This window comes from Planotetraspora thailandica, from assembly GCF_016863335.1.
GTDB lineage: Bacteria > Actinomycetota > Actinomycetes > Streptosporangiales > Streptosporangiaceae > Planotetraspora > Planotetraspora thailandica.
Genome location: NZ_BOOR01000018.1, coordinates 157,973 through 174,904 on the forward strand (window position 1 = coordinate 157,973; position 16,932 = coordinate 174,904).

The following is a 16,932-nucleotide window of genomic DNA, read 5'->3' on the forward strand; positions in this document are numbered from 1 at the left end:
ACCGTGGACCAGCCTCTCCGCGACCAGGGACCTCTCAGCGGGGTCGTCGTCCTCGACCTGTCGCGCGCTCTGGCAGGCCCGCACGGCGCGCAGATGCTCGGTGATCTCGGCGCCCGTGTGATCAAGGTCGAGCAACCGTCCGGCGATGAATCGCGCGGATGGGGCCCGCCCTTCGTCGGCCCAGAACACGATATTTCGACATATTTCCTGGCGGCCAACCGCAACAAGCAGTCGATCACCGTCGACATGAAGTCGGCCGAGGGCCGCGAACTGATCGAAAGGCTCGTACGGCAGAGCGACGTGCTGATCGAGAACTTCCGCACGGGCGTGCTCGACAGGCTCGGGTTCTCGGTCGAGCGGCTGCACGAGCTCAACCCCCGCCTGATCATTCTGTCCATCACGGGGTTCGGCCATGACGGGCCGGAGGGCGGCAGGCCGGGCTATGACCAGATCGCCCAGGGCGAGGCCGGTCTCATGTCCCTCACCGGCCCCTCGACTGCCGAGCCGTACCGGGTCGGGGCCTCCATCGCCGACCTGCTCGCCGGAATCCACGGCGCATACGGCGTGGTCGCTGCCTTGTACGAACGGGAGCGCACAGGGCGGGGCAGAGTGGTGCGCACGTCACTGCTGGCCTCCGTCGTCGGCGTGCACTCCTATCACGGGACGGCCTGGACGGTCGGGGGATCGGTGCCCCGCCCGGGCGGTAACCACCACGCGTCGATCGCGCCCTACGGGGCCTTCCACTGCGCCGACGGGATGATCCAGCTGGCGGTCGCCAACGATGGCCTGTGGCGCAAGACGGCCAAGGTGCTATATATCGACCCCGATACCCCGAAATATGCGACAAATAGGGATAGGTTTGCGCATCGGGAGGAGCTGATCGCCGACATGGAGCACGCCCTGGCCGCGCACACCCGGGAGCACTGGCTGGCCGAGTTCGGCGCGCTCGGCGTGCCCGCCGGAGCGATCCGCTCGATCGACGAGGTCTACTCCTGGGACCAGGTGCGTTCTCAGGGCCTGGTCGTGACCGTCGACCACCCCGTGCTCGGGCCGATCGAGCTTCCCGGCTCGCCCCTGCGCTTCGACGGGGACGGCATGCCGGGCCACACGGCCCCTCCGGCCCTGGGCCAGGACCAGGACGCGGTCCTCACCTGGCTCGACGAGCGCGAGCGAGAGCACGGCCGATGACTCCCCGCCCGGACGCGCGGGCCCTCATCGTCCGGGTGCTCGACGCCTATTCGTGGAAGTCCTGGGACGAACCACCGGTCGACCGGGCAGAGCCCGGCTCGCAGTACGCGGAGGAACTCGCCGCCGCCCGTGCGGGGTCCGGATACGACGAGGCGGTGATCACGGGGGAGGGCACGCTCGAAGGCCGCCGCGTCGCGGTCGTGGCCGGTGAGTTCTCCTTCCTGGCCGGGTCCATCGGCGTGGCCGCCGCGGAGCGGCTGGTCACGGCGATCGAACGGGCCACCGCCGAGCGACTGCCGTTGCTCGCCGCCCCGTCGAGCGGCGGCACCCGCATGCAGGAGGGGGCGCTGGCCTTCGTCCAGATGGTGAAGATCACCGCGGCGGTGGTGCGGCACCGCGAGGCCGGCCTGCCGTACGTCGTCTACCTGCGGCACCCCACCACGGGTGGGGTGTTCGCCTCATGGGGCTCGCTCGGCCACGTGACCGCGGCGGAGCCGGGCGCGCTCATCGGATTCCTCGGCCCACGCGTCTTCGAGTCGTTGTACGGCTATCCCTTCCCCGAAGACGTGCAGGTCGCCGAGAACCTGTACGCCCACGGCCTGGTCGACGCCGTGGTCTCCGCGGAGGACGCGAGGGAGATCGCGATCAGAGCCCTGACGGTCCTGTGCGCGCCGAAAACGGGCCTTTCCCGCGGGCCCGAGCCGGAAGAGGCCGACGGCGCCGTCGAGGCGTGGGATGCGATCATGCGCTCGCGCCGCGACGACCGGCCGGGCGTGCGCAGCCTCCTCAAGCTGGGCGCCCGCGACGTCACGCCGCTCAACGGCACAGGCGCCGGGGAGTACGAGCCCGGCCTGACTCTCGCCCTCGCCCGGTTCGGCACGGCTCCCGCGGTCGTGCTCGGCCAGGACCGCACGCGGCAGCGGGCCGGGGCTGCGTTCGGGCCTGCCGGTTTGCGGGTGGCGCGCCGAGGCATGCGCCTGGCCGCCGAGCTGGGGCTACCCCTCGTCACGGTGATCGACACCGCGGGCGCCGCGTTGTCGAAGGCGGCGGAAGAGGGCGGCCTCGCGGGCGAGATCGCCCGTTCCCTCGCCGATCTCGTCATGCTGGACGCCCCGACCGTGTGCCTGCTGCTCGGCGAGGGTGCGGGAGGCGCGGCGCTGGCGCTGCTGCCCGCCGACCGGGTGGTGTCCGCCCAGCACGCCTGGTTGTCGCCGCTGCCGCCCGAGGGAGCCTCCGCGATCCTCTACCGTACGGTCGACTTCGCCCCCGAGATCGCCCGCGCGCAGGGCGTCGGCGCCACCGACCTGAAGAGGGACGGCCTGGTCGACCGCATCGTCCCCGAACGCCCGGACGCGGCCTACGAGCCCGCCGCCTTCTGCCGGCGGGTCGCCAGGACGCTCGAATACGAGATCATCGGCCTGCTCGGCCGGCCTGCCGAAGACCGGCTTGCCGCGCGGCTGTCGCGCTATCGGTCGCTGGGCTGCTGATCGGCGGTCGTGGGCACGGGCACCCGCTCGACCCTGATCGAGTGCACCTCGTCACGTGGGACCACGACCTCGTAGGCGCCGTGGTCGACCAGCCAGTAGCCGAGCGTCTCCGCCTTCTGACCGCTGTGGCCCGTGTAGGCGATGTGCAGACCGCCTTCGTCGGAGCCGTCGCCGCCGTCGTCCTCGTCCAGGACCAGGCACGGCTCCCCGCCGAACGCGCCGACCGTACGAAGCAGCGTGAGCTCCTCCAGGTCGGAGCGGCGCACGCTCAGCCGCCAATAGCCGCCCGCCTTCGCGAACCCCTCCTCGGGAGCCTCGCTGAACAGCACGACGTCGTCGCTGTCCGGCCCGATCGCCGCGGCGTAGGTCTGGCCGCGATGGCGGGCGACGAACCCCAGACCGACCGGTTCGATGCCCGTCATGACGCGGGCCGCCAAGTCAGTCCGTCGTACCCGGCGAAGGACCGTTCCCCGGCCTTGGTCAGATGGACGATCTCGGCTCCTGCGGGGATCGGCATCGGCATGGTCTGGAACTGCGGCACCACGTGCTCGCGGGACGTGGTGAACCCGTTGCCCGTGAACGGCGGTGAATCGCTCCAATCGCCGCCCATGTGCGGGCCGTACGGCACGACGTAGGTGTCGATGTCGCGCGCGTACCACCGCATGACGTACAGCTCGGGCACGTCCCGGGTGAGCTCCGATCCGTCGAAGCCCAGGTCGAGGGCTTCGACGAGCGACTGGGGAGTGGTGAGCCGGCCGCAGTCCTGCACCCGGTACACGTATCCCGAGATGATCGTCCGCTTGCCCGCGAGGTAGGGGACGAGCAGCCTGGGCGGGATCACTTTCTGCATCTGTGTCCTGTGTCCCGGCTCGCTCATGGGGCCAAGTTTACGATCTGGTGACTCCAAGCCGTCGATGTTCCAGTGATGGAAGGGTCCTGCGCACACTTTCCGTCAGGGCGGGGTCGATCTCCCCGACCTGTACGGCAGGCCCCGGCCCGAGGTCGTGCCGTACGACGCCCATGGGGTCGACCAGCATGCTGCGCCCGACGCCGAACCCGTCCCCCGCGGCGGGGTTGGGCGCCTGGCCGACCGCGATCGTCCACGTCGTGTTCTCGACCGCCCTCGCCTTGACGAGCGTGACCCAATGCTCCTCCTTCATCGGCCCCGAGCCCCAGGCCGCGATGACGGCGAAGGCATCGGCCCCCCGGTCGACCAGCTCGCGGGTCAGCTCGGGAAACCGGATGTCGTAGCAGGTGACGAGGCCGAGCCGCAGGCCGGCGACCTCGACGACGACCGGATCGTCTCCCGGCGCGACCAGCTCCGACTCCCGGGCGCCGAACGAGTCGAACAGGTGGATCTTCCGATACGACCCGGCGATCCTGCCCGTGGCGTCGACGGCGACGGCCGTATTGGCGACTCTGCCGTCTCCGGCGGGCTCGAAGACGCCCGCGACCACTGCGACGCCGTGCTCGCGGGCCGCCTCGGCGAGCCCCGTCACGAAGGGCCCGTCCAACGGCTCGGCCGCGTCGGCCACGCCGCGTCCGAACCTGGTCAGCGTCGCCTCGGGGAACACCGCCAGATCCGCTTCCTCCGCACGGGCGAGCGCCTCACGGACGGTCTCGAGGTTCACCTTCGGATCGTGGTCGACGGGGATCTGGCACAGGGCTACTCGAATCACGCGTCCCAGTCTGCCTGTTGGGCACCGGTTCCCACCAGGTGAGGCACCGCCAGACCCATTCGAGCGGGCCGTACCGGTAGCGGGCGAGCCACCACCGGCTGAAGGCCGCCTGCACCGCGAGCGTGGCGGCGCTGACGCCCACGACGGCCACGCCCGTGCCGTCGGCCGTCAGCAGCGGCGCCGCCGCCAGGATGACGGCGGTGCTGCTCACATAGTTGGTGAGGGCCATCCGGCCGAGCGCCTCGAAGACCGTCGTGCGCCGCACAGCGGTCTTCGAGGCCGTGCTCCGCACGAGGAGCAGGAAGCCGGTGCCGTAGGCGACCGCCCCGCACAGCGCCCCGGCCTGATACACGCCGCCGCCGGGAGGCGAGTGGTTCCACCACCAGGTCAGCGCCGCGTCGAGCACCGCCGCCACCACGAAGGCCGCCGGCATGGCCCGCCGTACGGCCGCGCCGTAGGCGACCCCGCCCATGCCGAGCAGGAACAGCGCGGCGATCAGCACGTACGGCTCGCCGGTGAGGATGGCGGGGACGGTCGCGCCCACGCCGATCAGCAGGATGAGCGGCGCAGGCAGGAAGCTCACCGGCAGCAGGATCGTGGCCCCCAGCAGCGCGTACGGCAGCAGCACCTCCCCGGGATTGGCCCAGGAGTGCACGAGGCCGATCAGCGCGAGCACGGCGAGCCGTCGCAGCAACGCCACCCGGGGCCATGCCGTACGGGACCGGGCAGAGCGGAGGAACAGCGCGAATCCCACGCCGAACAGGAACGAGAAGATCGGATAGAAGCGGCTCTGGAAGAGGTTGCCCATCACCCAGTCGATGTCGGTCGACCGGCGATAGCTGAGGGCGTGCTGCCAGGTGTTGACGAGCATGATCCCGCAGATCGCCAGACCACGCAGGGCGTCGAGGGCGTGGATGCGCCCGGGCGCCGGGGAGCCGTCCATGGTGGCCAGTCCACCACGCCGCGCACCGGTGATCAAAGCCAGGCCGCCGGCCGCGTGGCGGACGGACGTCAGCTGATGCGCACGATCTGGAAGCCGGCGCTCGACAGGATGCCCGGCAGGCTCCGTACGGTGTCGCGGTCCTTCTCCTTGGCCTCGGGCGAGATCCTGTCCCAGCTGTCGAGATCGGGGTGGTGCATGGCGATGGGGTCCTTGAGCGGACCCCACGTCCAGCCGTTTTTGATCAGGTCCTTGAGCCATCGCTCGTGCTCCATCTGCGACAGGCTCTCGATCTCGTGGTCCTTGAAGGCGAAGGCGAGGTCGGGCTCGACGCGCGGAGCGAGCGCGCACCCGATGCTGGCCAGCTTCCTGCCGATGTCCTCCGCCTGCGCCCGGTTCGCGGCCTTGAGACGCGGCGGCAGCAGCTCCCAGGGGACCATCGAGGTGTTCACCGACTCTGTGGTGTTCCGGGTCGCGTTGACGATCAGATAGTTGTCGTGGATGGCCCGCGCCAGCGTCTCCACGATGTCCTCGGTGATCAGCCTCGGATCGCCCGCCTCCTCGTTGATCGCGAAGATGCGCAGCGCTCCCGACAGGCTCTCGAGCAGTCGCACGTCGTCGAATGCGCTGCTGAACGTGGCCGCCTGGTCGACCCGGACGACCAGCGAGCCGGGGCCGCAGCCCCACAGCCGCAGCGAGGTGAGGGCGACCTTGAGCGCCACGTCCTGGTCGGCGTAGCAGACGAACACCCGCTGGGGCGTCTCCCCGGGCAGGAGGTCGGTGAGGGGCAGGTCGTCGGGGGCGACGTCGTGCGTGGTCACCGCGCACGCCTCGGTGATGAACTCGAACCTGCGGCACAGGGAGGCGACGGCCTGCCGCGCGTCGGTGTCGATCACCGTGACCGGCAGGCGGCGGGGCCGGGCCGGCTGCAGCCGCCGCCGTCTGGCGATCTCCGTGAGGAGGCTGCGGCCGAACGCGTCGAGCCCCAGCACCACGATGGGCCGGTCGTTGACGATCGGATGCCGCTCCAGAAGAACTCGGGCGGCGAGCTCGTCGAGGTTGAAGAAGTCCAGGCGCAGGGGCGGCCGGCCGGCGAGGCTCAGCCTGCGGGCCCGCAGCGCCGCGCACAGGTCCGGATCGGATATGTGGGCGTAGGCCGACAGCGGGTGCCGCGGTCCCGACCGGGGCAGGCTGTGCGCGGCCAGCGCGATGGCCGTGTTCGCGGAGCTGTCGGCCTCGCAGGCGTACAGGACTGAGGCGCGCGGCACCCCGGCGGCCCGCAGCGTGGACGGGCTCCGCGCGTCGCCGCTGACGTGCAGCACCCTGTTGTCGCCGAGCGGCGTGGTCGGCGTCTGGCTGATCATCACGATGCGCTCGTTCGACCGGCGGAGCTTCTCGACCAGGGCGATCGCCACCGCCCCTGACCCGCAGACGACCACGTGGTCCCTGGACTCGCGGGCCCGTATGCGGAGCAACTCCGAGGCCAGTAGGAGGCGGGCGCCCTCGACGAGGGTGTAGACGGTGACCCCGGGCGCGGCGAACCTGGCGAACTCCAGCATGGCGGGCAGCTTCTCCGGGTCGCCGAGGGCGCCGGAGTCGATGACGAACAGCTGCAAATCCCAATAAAAAAGATCAAGAGGGGTGATGGGCGAGCGGTTGCCCCAATAGTCGCTCAGCCCGAAATAACCGGTCACCAGGGCCAGCAGCCCGAGAGTTATGAACGTGGCCCGTACCACTGAGGTCGCGGAAAACGGCATCCACTCTCTTCTCTCTCGGGGACACGAACGGGGCCCGCTTCTAGGAAAGTAACGCGTTCCAACGGCATGATCTAGACCCGTTCGCGCCTAAGGCGGCAAATAGCACTGGGAGTCCAGCTTTGTTGGAAAGATCCCTCGGTGGCTCTTTTCGGAAGTCCCGGTTGAGAGGATGCTTAAGTAGAGATCCTCGGAACATCGCCGCGGGAAGGCAGAGGCGTTTGACGGAGGGCGTACGCTCGGCGGATCGTAAGCGCTGGCTCGCGATCGCGCAACGGGGAAAGATCGATGGTGGAAAGCCGGTATTTCTGCTGCACGGAACGCCGGGCAGCAGAGTGGGCCCGCTGCCGAGGCAGCCGTTGCTCTACCGGCTCGGAGTTCGTCTCATCACGTATGACCGGCCGGGATACGGCGATTCCGATCGCCATCCCGGCCGGAAGGTGAGCGATGTCGCGTCCGATGTGGCGGCGATCGCCGACCACCTCGGCTTGGAACGGTTCGCCGTGGTGGGCCGCTCCGGCGGCGGCCCGCACGCCCTGGCGTGCGCGGCGCTGATGCCGGATCGGGTGACCAAGGCCGCTGTCCTGGTGGGGCTGGCCCCGCAGGAGGCGGAGGGCCTCGACTGGTTCGACGGCATGACCCAGGGCAACATCGCGGAGTACATGACCGCGATGCAAGGGCGGGCCCGGCTCGCCGCGCGCCTGGAGCCCGCCGCGCTGGAGATCAGGAACGATCCGGTGCGGCTGATGGACGATCTCTACGACGAGCTCACCGAGGCCGACAGGCGCGTGGTCGCCGACACCGGCATCCGGACCATGCTGCTGAAGAACTACGCGGAGGCGCTCCGCACCTCGCCGGACGGCTGGATCGACGACGCCATGGCCTTCTGCTCGCCATGGGGGTTCGATCCCGCCGACATCACCGTCCCCACGGTGCTGTGGCATGGCGAGGACGACGTCTTCTCGCCGGTGAGCCACTCGCGCTGGCTGGCGGCCCGCATCCCGACGGCCAAGATGACCATCCAACGCGGCGCCGCCCACTTCCATGCCCTGCACGTGCTGCCCGACCTGCTGCCCTGGCTGATCTCCGGCGACCGGTCGTCGCCGGTCACCAGGGGAGCGGCTCAAGGTCAAGGTTGACGCGCTTCCAGTCCAGCACCGACTTCACGAAGGGATGAGCCTCACCCAGCGTGCGGCGCAGATGGACCAGGACGGGCTCGCGCAACTCGCGAGCCTCGTCGGTCCGTCTGGCGTCGCGCAGGGTGACGGCGAGGTTCGCCTCGCAGAGCAGGGTGTAGGGGTGGTACCTACCCTGGGCCTTCCTCATCTTCTCGAGCGTCTCCAGAGCCAGCGCCTCGGCCTCCTCGTACTCCTCGGCGTCGCTCAGGATGTTGCTGACGTTCATCGCGCACACCAGGGTGAACGGATGATCGGCGCCCAGCTCCCTCCGGAACAGGCTGAGCGTGTCGAGTGCGAGCTCCTTGCTCTTGGCCAGGTCGCCGTCTTCCCGGTAGTAGATGGTGAGGTTGTTGGTGGCGATCAGGGTGTAGGGGTTGTCCAGGCCCAACTGCCCTTCGTAGGCGGCCACGACCTCCGACGCGATCCGGATGGCCTCCTTGGTCTCGCCGTCGACCGCCAGATCGGAGGCCAGATTGACCTTGCAGGCGACCGTGTCGGGTGAGTCGGGCCCGAACCGCTGGATGTACCGCTCGTAGGTCTTCGTCGTCAGGAGCCTGGCCTCGGCCAGGTGCCCCGCCCGCCGCAACGAGACCGCGAGGCTCCGCGCGGTCCGCAGCGTGTCGGGAAGGTCCGGGCCGAGGATGCGCTCGTAGCTCTCCAGCGTGCTGCGCAGGAGCTCCGCCGACGCGGAGTAGTCTCCCGCCTCCCGCATGTCGAGACCGAGATTGTTCTCGGAGAACAACGTGTAGGGGTGTTCGGGCCCCAGCACGGCCCTGCGCCGGTCCAGCGTCTCCTGGTCCAGCCGGCGCGCGCCGCCGAAGTCGCCCACGTGCCGCATCGCGACCGCCAGGTTGTTGGCCGCGGCGAGCGTGCGCGGGTGGTCGTCGAGGAAGAGCTCCTTGGTCTGGTTGTAGGTCTCCCACTCCATGCGCAGGGAATCCTGCAGGTCTCCGAGCGCTCTGAGGTCGGCGGCCAGACCGGCCGCCGTCATCAGCGTGTGCGGGTGCGGATTCGGAAGCTCCCTGCGCTGGTCCTCGAGGACGGCGCGGTCGAGGTCGCGAGCCTCCTGGTAGTTGCCCTGCTGGCGCATGATGTTGGCCATGTGGAAGCGGAGGTACAGCGTCTGCCGGTCGAGGTTGCCCAGCTTGTCGATCCACAGCCGTTCGAGCCGGTGCCCGAGGTCGAGGGCGCGGTTGAACTCGCCGCGCTTCCAGAGGTAGCGGACGCGCTCGATCAGAAGCTGTCGGGTCTCCTCCTCGTCGCAGGTCTCGGCCTGCGAGGGAGCCAGATGCGGCCAGATCTCGTCGTACCGCGGCCAGTTCTCGGGGTCGTCGGTGTCGCCTTCGCGCGGTCGTGCGCCGAGCAGGATGCGGTGCACGTCGTGGACGGTGTCCTCGCGTTCGTCGGCGTTCATCTGGTCGCGCAGCACCGCCTGGACCAGCCGGTGCACCTGAACGGTATTGTCGCGCTGGTCGACCTTGGCGAGGGCGAACCGGTTCAGCTCCCGGACCAGCCGGCCGATCATGATCTTCTCGCGCAGCGAGTCGTCGTACGGCACGAGGCAGCGCACGGTCTCGTCGCCGTACAGCATGGACAACGACACCGGCTCGGCCGCGAAGAACGCCAGGAGCTGCAGGAGGCGCACCGCGGCTGGAGAGCGCTCACTGAGCCGCTGGAAGGACACGTTCCACGTGGCGGCGACCGGAGTCGGGTAGGTGGGGGTGTCGCCGAGCGCCAGGGTCTGCGCGGGCTGGTGGGAGAGCTTCTCCACGTACTCGTCCACCCGCATGCCCGTTTCCTGCAGCCACGCTCCGGCCTGCTCGATGGCCAGCGGGAGGTCTCCGAGGGCTTCCGCCACGTGGTTGGCGTCGGCGGGGCTCAGCTCGGTGACCCTGCGCCGCAGATGCTCCAGGCTCTCCTCACGGGTGAACACGTCGATCTCGAGCGGCGCCGCCACCTGCGACCAGGTCTGGTTGCGTGACGTGATCAGAACGTGGCCCGTCCCGCCGGGAAGGTAGTCCCTCAGATCGTTCGGGTCGTTGGCGTTGTCGAAGATCAGCAGCCAGCGTCCGTACGGCTCGCCCCTCCTCAGCGCCTCCCGTGCCGCCTGAGCCGCGTCCGCAACGTTGTCGCCGACCCGGATGCCGAGCCGTTCGGCCAGCTCGGCCATCGCGTTGTTGAGGAGGTCGGCCTGCTCGGCGGAGATCCACCAGACGACGTCATAGTCCGTCATGAACCGGTGCGCGTACTCGATGGCGAGCTGGGTCTTGCCCACACCGCCCAGGCCGTACAACGCCTGGGGGGCCGTCGCCTGCGTCACGATGGCCTGGCTGCCTCCGACGAGCTGTGCGCGTAGCCGCTCCAGCACTTCGGCGCGGCCGGTGAAGGTCGTGTTCCTGGTCGGCAGGTTGAGGACGGCCGGCTGGATGCCGGGAAAGCGCGGGGTCGGGGTGCCCGGCACGGGATCGGTCATGGTGACCGGGCGGTCGAGCGCCCGGAGCAGGGCGGCGGTCGCCTGGCTCTCGTCGAGCCGCACCAGATCGATCGGCGCCGGGTCGGAGTACGGCATGGGGATGCGCACGTCGGCGACCCGGATGGGGATCAGCTGGCTGCGCGAGCTGGACAGCTCACCGACCGACGACATCGTCTGCCACGTCTCGCGAATCCGGGAGGAGCGCAGGTAGGCGGGGGACAGCAGGGCGAGGGTCCGTGCCGCCGATTCGGCGCCCCTCACGGGGGCGGTCTCATCCTGCTCGCCGGTCGAGCTGTGAGGGTGCACCCGGAAACCGGCCCCCGTCAGGACGGAGGTGATCCAGTCCACCCACAGGCGGTCGTCGGGAACGTAGCTCAGGTAGATGTCGGTGGAGACGGTCGGCCTGCGGCGGATGAACAGCTCCCGGTAGCTCATCCGCAGGTCGTCGTCCATCGCGGGCAGGGAGTTCACCCGCCCCTTCGTGATGAAGTTCGCGAGCCGCTCGTACGCCGACAGCAGCGAGGCGGGGGAGCCGGGCGCGTCCCCGAACGCCGCGAGAGTCTCCTCGTAGGCGTAGAAGGGCTTGTACGGAATCTCCACCGCACCCCAGTACGCGTGGATCGCGTCGCGGGTCATGTCCTCGGGGAAGCGCTCGAACTGGGTGCGCGCGACGGCACGTCCGGCGTCGAGCTTCTCCTTCTCCGCGTCGTCGACCCGCATGGGGATCGGCAGGATCCTGATGCGGCGCTCGCCGTACCGTTCGGCGATGTCCGTCGCGACCTTCGCGGCCCCCTCGATGCTCTGATCGCTCAAGGTGAAGCAGGTCACGAGGATGTCGGGGAAGTGCACGGTGCAGATGTCCGCGATGTCGCTCAGGCCGGTGCGGCTGTCGATGAGCACGTAGTCGTAGTTGGCCCGCATGTCCTCGCGCAGCGCGTCGAAGAACGGGCCGCCGCCGAGACGCTCGTAGAAGTTGTCCCAGTTCAAGGCGGAGACGAGCGATGAATAGTCGCGGTTCTGCCGTCCGGCGGAGAGGAAGTCGAGCGCTCCGCCCTCGGGGAAGTGGTTCCACTCGACCGACACGACGTGCTGCTGCACCTTGGCGTATTCGAGGTGCCAGTTCGCCGGTCGCGCCTTCTTCTCGACGGCGGCCCACGCGAACTCGGAGATCAGCTCGATCACCCCGGGAGTACCGGTGATCATCGCCTGGTCGAGGAACGGGCGGAAGAACTTGTGCAGGCCGGGCGACTCCAGGTCCCAGTCCACCACCAGCACACGATGCCCGTTCGAGGCGAGGATCCACGCGGTGTTGGCCAGGGCCATCGTGCGCCCGGTTCCACCCTTGAAGCTGTAGAAGGTGATGATCTGCCCGTTTCGATCCTCTGTCATGTCATCCCCCTCTGACCCTGCTGATCATCCTGTATGGACGGCTTCGACGGATGCTCCGTGCCGGACATCTCCGGTGGGAAGGTCTGCACATGCCTGAGATAGGCGCTGCCCAGTTCCTGCACCACAGGCCTGAGCGAGGTCTCGAACTCGCCCAGCGTATGGATGCCGTGCACCGCCTTCCTCGAGGCGAGGCGGCCCTGCGCGATCTTCCGTGGCAGGGTGGTGCGCAATTCGTCGCGCAGGTCCGTCGCCGCGTCCGCCAGTTGTACGTCGGTCTCGTTCCACGGGATCACGAGGCCGACCCACGGCTTGTTCGCCTGATCGAGCTCGCGCAGCAGCTGCCGATGATGCTGGTCGGTGGCGACCCACGGGTCGACGAGCACCAGTCCGGGGCAGGAGGGCGAGGCCACGTTGATGAGTTCGTCGCGGTGATCGGCGAAGGTCCCCACGTCGGGTTCGAACCCGAGTTCGCGCACGATCTCGGATGCGGTCTCCGCGATGGACCTGTCACTCGACGGCAGGTAGGGGTTCCAGTCCAGGGGGGATCCGCCGTAGTACCTGTCGTGCCGGTACACGGGGCGGGACTCCGCGGTGTGGGCGACGATGGTGATCTGGAACTTGCGCTGCTCGTCCCGGTTGAACGCGCTCTTGATCGCGGCGTAGTCGCAGGGTTCGCTGGCCGGGAGCCGTACGCCCTCGGCGACCTCGATGATCCTGTGGGCCAGGGCGTCCACGGCGGACTTGTAGTGATCGCGGAATCTCTTGATCTTCATCATGCCGTAGAAACCGCGTTCGACGTAGTGCGTGCCCAGGTCGGGATGGGTGAACTGGATGGACTTCACCATGTCGGGCAGTTCGTAATCCGGAACCGGGATCCAGAACGCCGGGACGATGACCTCGGGGAGTCCCTGCCGTCCCTCCACGTTGTTGCGGCGGCGCAGGTCGAAGGCGGCCCACTCCTTGCCGCACTGCTCGCTGCGGAAATAGCGCCGGGAGTAGAGAGGGACGAAGACCCTGCACGTGGCGAGTTCCTCGGCGAGGCGCCGGTCCCACTCGGCGCCGGGAGGTATCTCGATGTCCATGAACCCGGGCCGCGCACCCGACGGTAACGATGTGTGCTGGAGAACTTCCCGGCAGAGCTCGTGATAGAGCTTCTCTACCCACATGTCGGGATTTTTGTCCTCGGGCTTGTGACGGGGCGTGTGGGCATAGCTGAGAAAGAAATATGGGAGATGTTCTTCACTACCCGAGGCACTCGGCACTCGCACCTCCCACGAACCCCGCCTGATCACCCAACTATAGGATAATTACTGTGAGGAATCCCGTCGTATGACGGTTTTTCACGTTCGCGGGTGACGCCGGTGGTTCCTCATCCATCCTTCCGCGTGCTGGACCGCTTCGACCAGCGAGAAGAGCCGACTTTCTGCATTTCCGACCTGACCGTATTCCATGAATACGGCCTGTTCCATATCCCGGCCGCATTTGTGGAAATCGCTGTCGTCCAGGACCACGTCGTTATACCGGCGCCAGGTGCGTCGGCCGTCGATCCTCATCGCGCATCCGTACTCGGCCGCCGGCGGCCTCGGGTCGTACCGATATTCGGCCAGGTGGAAGCCGGTGCACTTGTCGAAGCCGACGCCGAGCAGGAGCACCTTGGCCTTGGCGTCGAAGAGTTTCGCCAGCGGCGATTCTTCGCCGAGATGGCTCTCGAGCATATGATCGGCCATGAGCCGCCGCGCCTGGGGGCCCACCGCCGCGAACGAGGTCTGCGGGTGGTCGCTCCTGACCGCCCCGGGAAGCAGGCGCACATGTTCCGACAGCCGGCCGCACTCGATCGAGGAACTCGTGGCCGCCTCATAGGCCGGTATCGTCCAGCGGTACAGACGCCCGCGGATCCTGCCCATGCCGCTGACGCGGGCGCGGTAAATGCGCGACGTGTCGGAGTTCCATGAGGTGAACGTGGGCACGACGATCGTCCCCTCCTCCCCGACGGCCTCCCGCAGCGCCGCCACGAGGGTGGCCACTCCGTCGGCCATCGCGCCGACGCGCCGCAGCGAGGCGTGGACGAGCACGACCTCCCCGGGGCCGAGTCCCAACTCCCTGAGGGAATGCGTGAGGGTCTCCTGGGAGAAGGCCTCCAGCGGAGGAGCCGCGCCGGCCGCCCTCGATTTGCCGCCGAGCCTCCGCTGCCAGAGTCGCGGCCACCCGAGTCTCGGCGCCGCCGACCAGGCGAGCGGGAAGACCAGCATCACGACCAGCGGACGCAGGAGGCGGACCGGGAGCCCGAACAAGTCACCGCTCGCATTCGGCTGTCGCGGCGGCGGTCATCTCGTCCAGGAAATGCCGTCCGAGCTGGGGGAGCGGATGGCCGGCGAGGTCGCGCAGCGTGGCGCGGGCCCGGTCGAGCAGGGGCCCGGCCTCGTACGGGCCGAGCAGGTGTGCGGTCGCCAGAGCGCCGTACGCGTCGCAGAGCCGGTTCTCCAGCCCGGCGTCGCCTCCCAGGAGGTCGTACATGTCCAGCACGGCCCCGAGTTGGGCCTTTCTCGACTCCCGGACGAGCACCGCCGCGAGCGTGACGGGATCGGCCGACGCCGAGACGCCGGCGGCGCCGTACGCCTGGCGCGTCGAGGACCCGTGGCCGCCCTCCCCTGCGAGCGGTGTCATGACGCGCAGGCCCGCCTGTACGGCAAGCGCGTCCTTTGGATGTTCCTCACGGAGGAACTCCCAGGCCAGGGACACGACCTTCTCCCAGCCGCCGGCCTCGCTCGCGCTCAGCCGATCGAGCGCCGGCCTGTCGTAGCAGTCCCGGTAGGGATCGACGTCGTCGAAGGCCAGCCGTACCCCGCCGAGGTCGAAGGAGCGGACCGCGTCCCAGTGCTCGCCGTCCCGCTCGTACCACTGTCCGGCCGCGTGGATCCGGAACGTCTCGCCGGTGATCTCCACGCGGGCCGAGCCGGCCTGACCCACGTGCATCCGGCCGAGGGTGGGGAGGTCGACCATCCCCTCCGTGACGGGAACGGTCACCGTCGACGGCCGGCCCGCCCGGATCGCGGCGGCCGCCGCGATCGACGCCAGATGAGACCGCTCGGAGCCGCGCCCCGCCCCCAGGCGGCCCGTCGCCCAGGCCCGGACGTACGGGTGGCCGAGCACGTCGCGGACCGCGCCGGGATGGTCGTGTTCGAGCCGGGAGAGCAGAGCCCATGAGGATTCGTCGCCGATCGCCCGCCGGGCCGTGGCCAGCAGCCGGACGGTCCTGCTCCGCTGAGGTGCGGCGAGCGCGGCGATCTCGGACGGCCCGGCCGAGGCTCGCGCCACCGAGTCGAGAGCGGAGGTGGGCAGAGCGTGGGTCGCGGGCCCGGACGCCCGCTGGACGTGCGGGATGAGCGTGAACAGATCCCGGCAGTAGACCGAGGGGTTCACGAAGCCGGAGCCGGTCTTGTACCGGTGCGCGTAGAGCCCCCCGCCGCAGCTCACGACGAGCGGGCAGGTACGGCATTGCGGCGCGAGCGGCTCGGTGCCGCCGTGACGGGCCGCGATACCCGGGTGGAGCGCCGCCTCGTCGAGTGAGTTGCGGAAGACGTCGAGCCCGGTGGCGGGCGCCCCGTCGAAGGCGGTCTTGAGGGAGTCGGCCTGCTCGTACGATCCGTCGGTCTCGATCACCACGAGATCGGTGGGGGACAGCCCGAGCGACTCCGTCTGGCTGGGCCTGCCCCGGCCGGTCAGCACGATCGAGTCGAACATCCTGATCGCGACCGGCCTTCCGTCGGCGACCCAGCGGTCGTGCACGGCGATCAGCCAGTCGGCGTACGGCGCGTCTCTTCCCGTGTCGCCTCCTGTGGGCCGCAGCGGCGGCTGATCCCACGTCGCGTGGGGCAGGAGGAAGTCGATGCGGGGAGGATCGAGCGCCGTCAGACCCTCGTAGACCGCTATCGGGTCGTTGCGAATGTCGATCGTGCAGAGCAGACCGGCGTAGAGGTCCGGGTGGTGGTCGCGAAGCAGCGTGACGGCCCGTATCACCTGGTCGTAGCTGCTGCGCCCGTTGGAGTAGAGCCGGTGCCTGTCGTTGGAGACGCGGTCTCCGTCGAGCGATATGCCGACCTTGATGTGCTCGGCCTCGAATATCTCGCAGAACCGCTCACTGAGGAGCACGCCGTTGGTGTGGATGCGCAGGTCCAGTTCGGCGACGCCGTCGAGTGCGCCGCGCAACTCCCGCGCGATGTGCCGGAGGCGTGACGGCCCGGCGAGGAGAGGCTCGCCGCCGTGCATGATGACATGAACCATGCCAAGGTCGTGCGCCCTGGCGTGATCCGCGATCCGGACGGCGATTTGCGCGACCGTTTCTTCCGACATGTTCGTCGGCTGGTTGCGCCAACTTTGGTCAGCGTGCTCGTAGACGTAGCAATGATCGCAAGCGAGATCGCATCTACTGGCCACCTTGAGCACGAACTGGCTAAAGGGCACGATGGATGCACGCATGTTGCCGCTGTGGTGCTATTAAATGGAAGAATTGAAGGAGAGCCCCGTTTCGGCGGAGGCTTCTTTTGTGTCGTCGAGTTCGGCAAGCGAGACGTCGCTCAAGTCCTCGATGAGCGAGGGCAGCAGGTCGATGGCCATGGCTGAAACCGTTTCAGGAGTAGGGAAAAACATTGAATCCCGGCTACGCTGCGATGTCAGGATAGTTCGAAGCGTCACCGAGACTTGTCACGTTAGCGCCCAAAGTGGGCTACTACCACTCAACCTGGCGGATCGCGCCCGCGATGAGCCTGCTCAGCCTAACCGATTTCGGCCCTGGTCGTGGCGGTCGGCGTGCTCTCAATACGGAAATTGGGCATCACGATTGGGCG

The 16,932-nt window shown here is 68.9% G+C and carries 12 protein-coding genes; 3 read left to right on the top strand and 9 right to left on the bottom strand.

Translation table 11 applies throughout. The features are described 5' to 3' along the window. The first annotated feature begins 3 nt into the window (after nt 1-3). Complete coding sequence (locus tag Pth03_RS14760; protein ID WP_239119039.1) at nt 4-1,188, top strand: CaiB/BaiF CoA transferase family protein; 1,185 nt, start codon at nt 4-6, stop codon at nt 1,186-1,188. Beyond that, nucleotides 1,185-2,675: a carboxyl transferase domain-containing protein gene (locus tag Pth03_RS14765; protein ID WP_203944811.1), complete on the top strand. Its 1,491-nt coding sequence runs from the start codon at nt 1,185-1,187 to the stop codon at nt 2,673-2,675. Before Pth03_RS14760 ends, Pth03_RS14765 begins: the two co-directional genes overlap by 4 nt. Here Pth03_RS14765 and Pth03_RS14770 read toward each other — a convergent pair. The 5 genes from Pth03_RS14770 to Pth03_RS14790 all read right to left on the bottom strand — a co-directional run bounded on the left by Pth03_RS14770 (nt 2,654) and on the right by Pth03_RS14790 (nt 7,051). Next, nucleotides 2,654-3,097 (bottom strand): hypothetical protein, encoded by a 444-nt coding sequence (locus Pth03_RS14770; RefSeq protein ID WP_203944812.1) that lies wholly within the window; start codon nt 3,095-3,097, stop codon nt 2,654-2,656. The genes Pth03_RS14765 and Pth03_RS14770 overlap by 22 nt on opposite strands. Further along, nucleotides 3,094-3,552, bottom strand: coding sequence for a hypothetical protein (locus Pth03_RS14775; protein ID WP_239119040.1), 459 nt, complete (start codon nt 3,550-3,552; stop codon nt 3,094-3,096). The genes Pth03_RS14770 and Pth03_RS14775 overlap by 4 nt, the downstream gene beginning before the upstream one ends. 10 nt (nt 3,553-3,562) lie before the next feature. Then, entirely contained in the window at nt 3,563-4,306 is a 744-nt protein-coding gene (locus Pth03_RS14780) for a carbon-nitrogen hydrolase family protein (RefSeq protein ID WP_239119041.1), read from the bottom strand. Next, the gene (locus tag Pth03_RS14785; protein WP_203944814.1) at nt 4,284-5,297 is read right to left on the bottom strand and encodes a DUF418 domain-containing protein; all 1,014 of its coding nucleotides are present in this window, start codon (nt 5,295-5,297) and stop codon (nt 4,284-4,286) included. Before Pth03_RS14785 ends, Pth03_RS14780 begins: the two co-directional genes overlap by 23 nt. A gap of 68 nt (nt 5,298-5,365) precedes the next feature. Continuing rightward, nucleotides 5,366-7,051 (bottom strand): NAD-binding protein, encoded by a 1,686-nt coding sequence (locus tag Pth03_RS14790; protein ID WP_203944815.1) that lies wholly within the window; start codon nt 7,049-7,051, stop codon nt 5,366-5,368. A 218-nt stretch (nt 7,052-7,269) separates the two neighbouring features. Between Pth03_RS14790 and Pth03_RS14795 the strand changes: the two genes are divergently transcribed. Beyond that, nucleotides 7,270-8,187 (top strand): alpha/beta fold hydrolase, encoded by a 918-nt coding sequence (locus tag Pth03_RS14795; RefSeq protein WP_203944816.1) that lies wholly within the window; start codon nt 7,270-7,272, stop codon nt 8,185-8,187. On the opposite strand, the gene fxsT is transcribed toward Pth03_RS14795, so the two are convergent. Genes fxsT through Pth03_RS14815 form a run of 4 tightly spaced genes read right to left on the bottom strand, consistent with a single transcriptional unit; the run spans nt 8,156 to nt 16,564 of the window. Continuing rightward, nucleotides 8,156-12,088, bottom strand: coding sequence for an FxSxx-COOH system tetratricopeptide repeat protein (fxsT, locus tag Pth03_RS14800; protein ID WP_203944817.1), 3,933 nt, complete (start codon nt 12,086-12,088; stop codon nt 8,156-8,158). The genes Pth03_RS14795 and fxsT overlap by 32 nt on opposite strands. Next, complete coding sequence (locus Pth03_RS14805; RefSeq protein ID WP_308442349.1) at nt 12,085-13,380, bottom strand: TIR-like protein FxsC; 1,296 nt, start codon at nt 13,378-13,380, stop codon at nt 12,085-12,087. The genes fxsT and Pth03_RS14805 overlap by 4 nt, the downstream gene beginning before the upstream one ends. Nucleotides 13,381-13,428: 48 nt before the next feature. Then, nucleotides 13,429-14,379, bottom strand: a complete 951-nt coding sequence (locus Pth03_RS14810; protein ID WP_239119042.1) for an AAC(3) family N-acetyltransferase — start codon at nt 14,377-14,379, stop codon at nt 13,429-13,431. 1 nt (nt 14,380) lies between these two features. After that, nucleotides 14,381-16,564 carry an FxsB family cyclophane-forming radical SAM/SPASM peptide maturase gene (locus Pth03_RS14815; RefSeq protein WP_203944819.1) on the bottom strand — a complete coding sequence of 728 codons (2,184 nt, stop codon included), beginning with the start codon at nt 16,562-16,564 and terminating at the stop codon, nt 14,381-14,383. Nucleotides 16,565-16,932 lie beyond the last annotated feature (368 nt).

Coding starts and splice junctions, on each gene's coding strand:
- Pth03_RS14790 (WP_203944815.1), bottom strand. CDS start 7,051: ATGCCGTTTTCCGCGACCTCAGTGGTACGGGCCACGTTCATAACTCTC.
- fxsT (WP_203944817.1), bottom strand. CDS start 12,088: ATGACAGAGGATCGAAACGGGCAGATCATCACCTTCTACAGCTTCAAG.
- Pth03_RS14785 (WP_203944814.1), bottom strand. CDS start 5,297: ATGGACGGCTCCCCGGCGCCCGGGCGCATCCACGCCCTCGACGCCCTG.
- Pth03_RS14775 (WP_239119040.1), bottom strand. CDS start 3,552: ATGAGCGAGCCGGGACACAGGACACAGATGCAGAAAGTGATCCCGCCC.
- Pth03_RS14765 (WP_203944811.1), top strand. CDS start 1,185: ATGACTCCCCGCCCGGACGCGCGGGCCCTCATCGTCCGGGTGCTCGAC.
- Pth03_RS14815 (WP_203944819.1), bottom strand. CDS start 16,564: ATGCGTGCATCCATCGTGCCCTTTAGCCAGTTCGTGCTCAAGGTGGCC.
- Pth03_RS14770 (WP_203944812.1), bottom strand. CDS start 3,097: ATGACGGGCATCGAACCGGTCGGTCTGGGGTTCGTCGCCCGCCATCGC.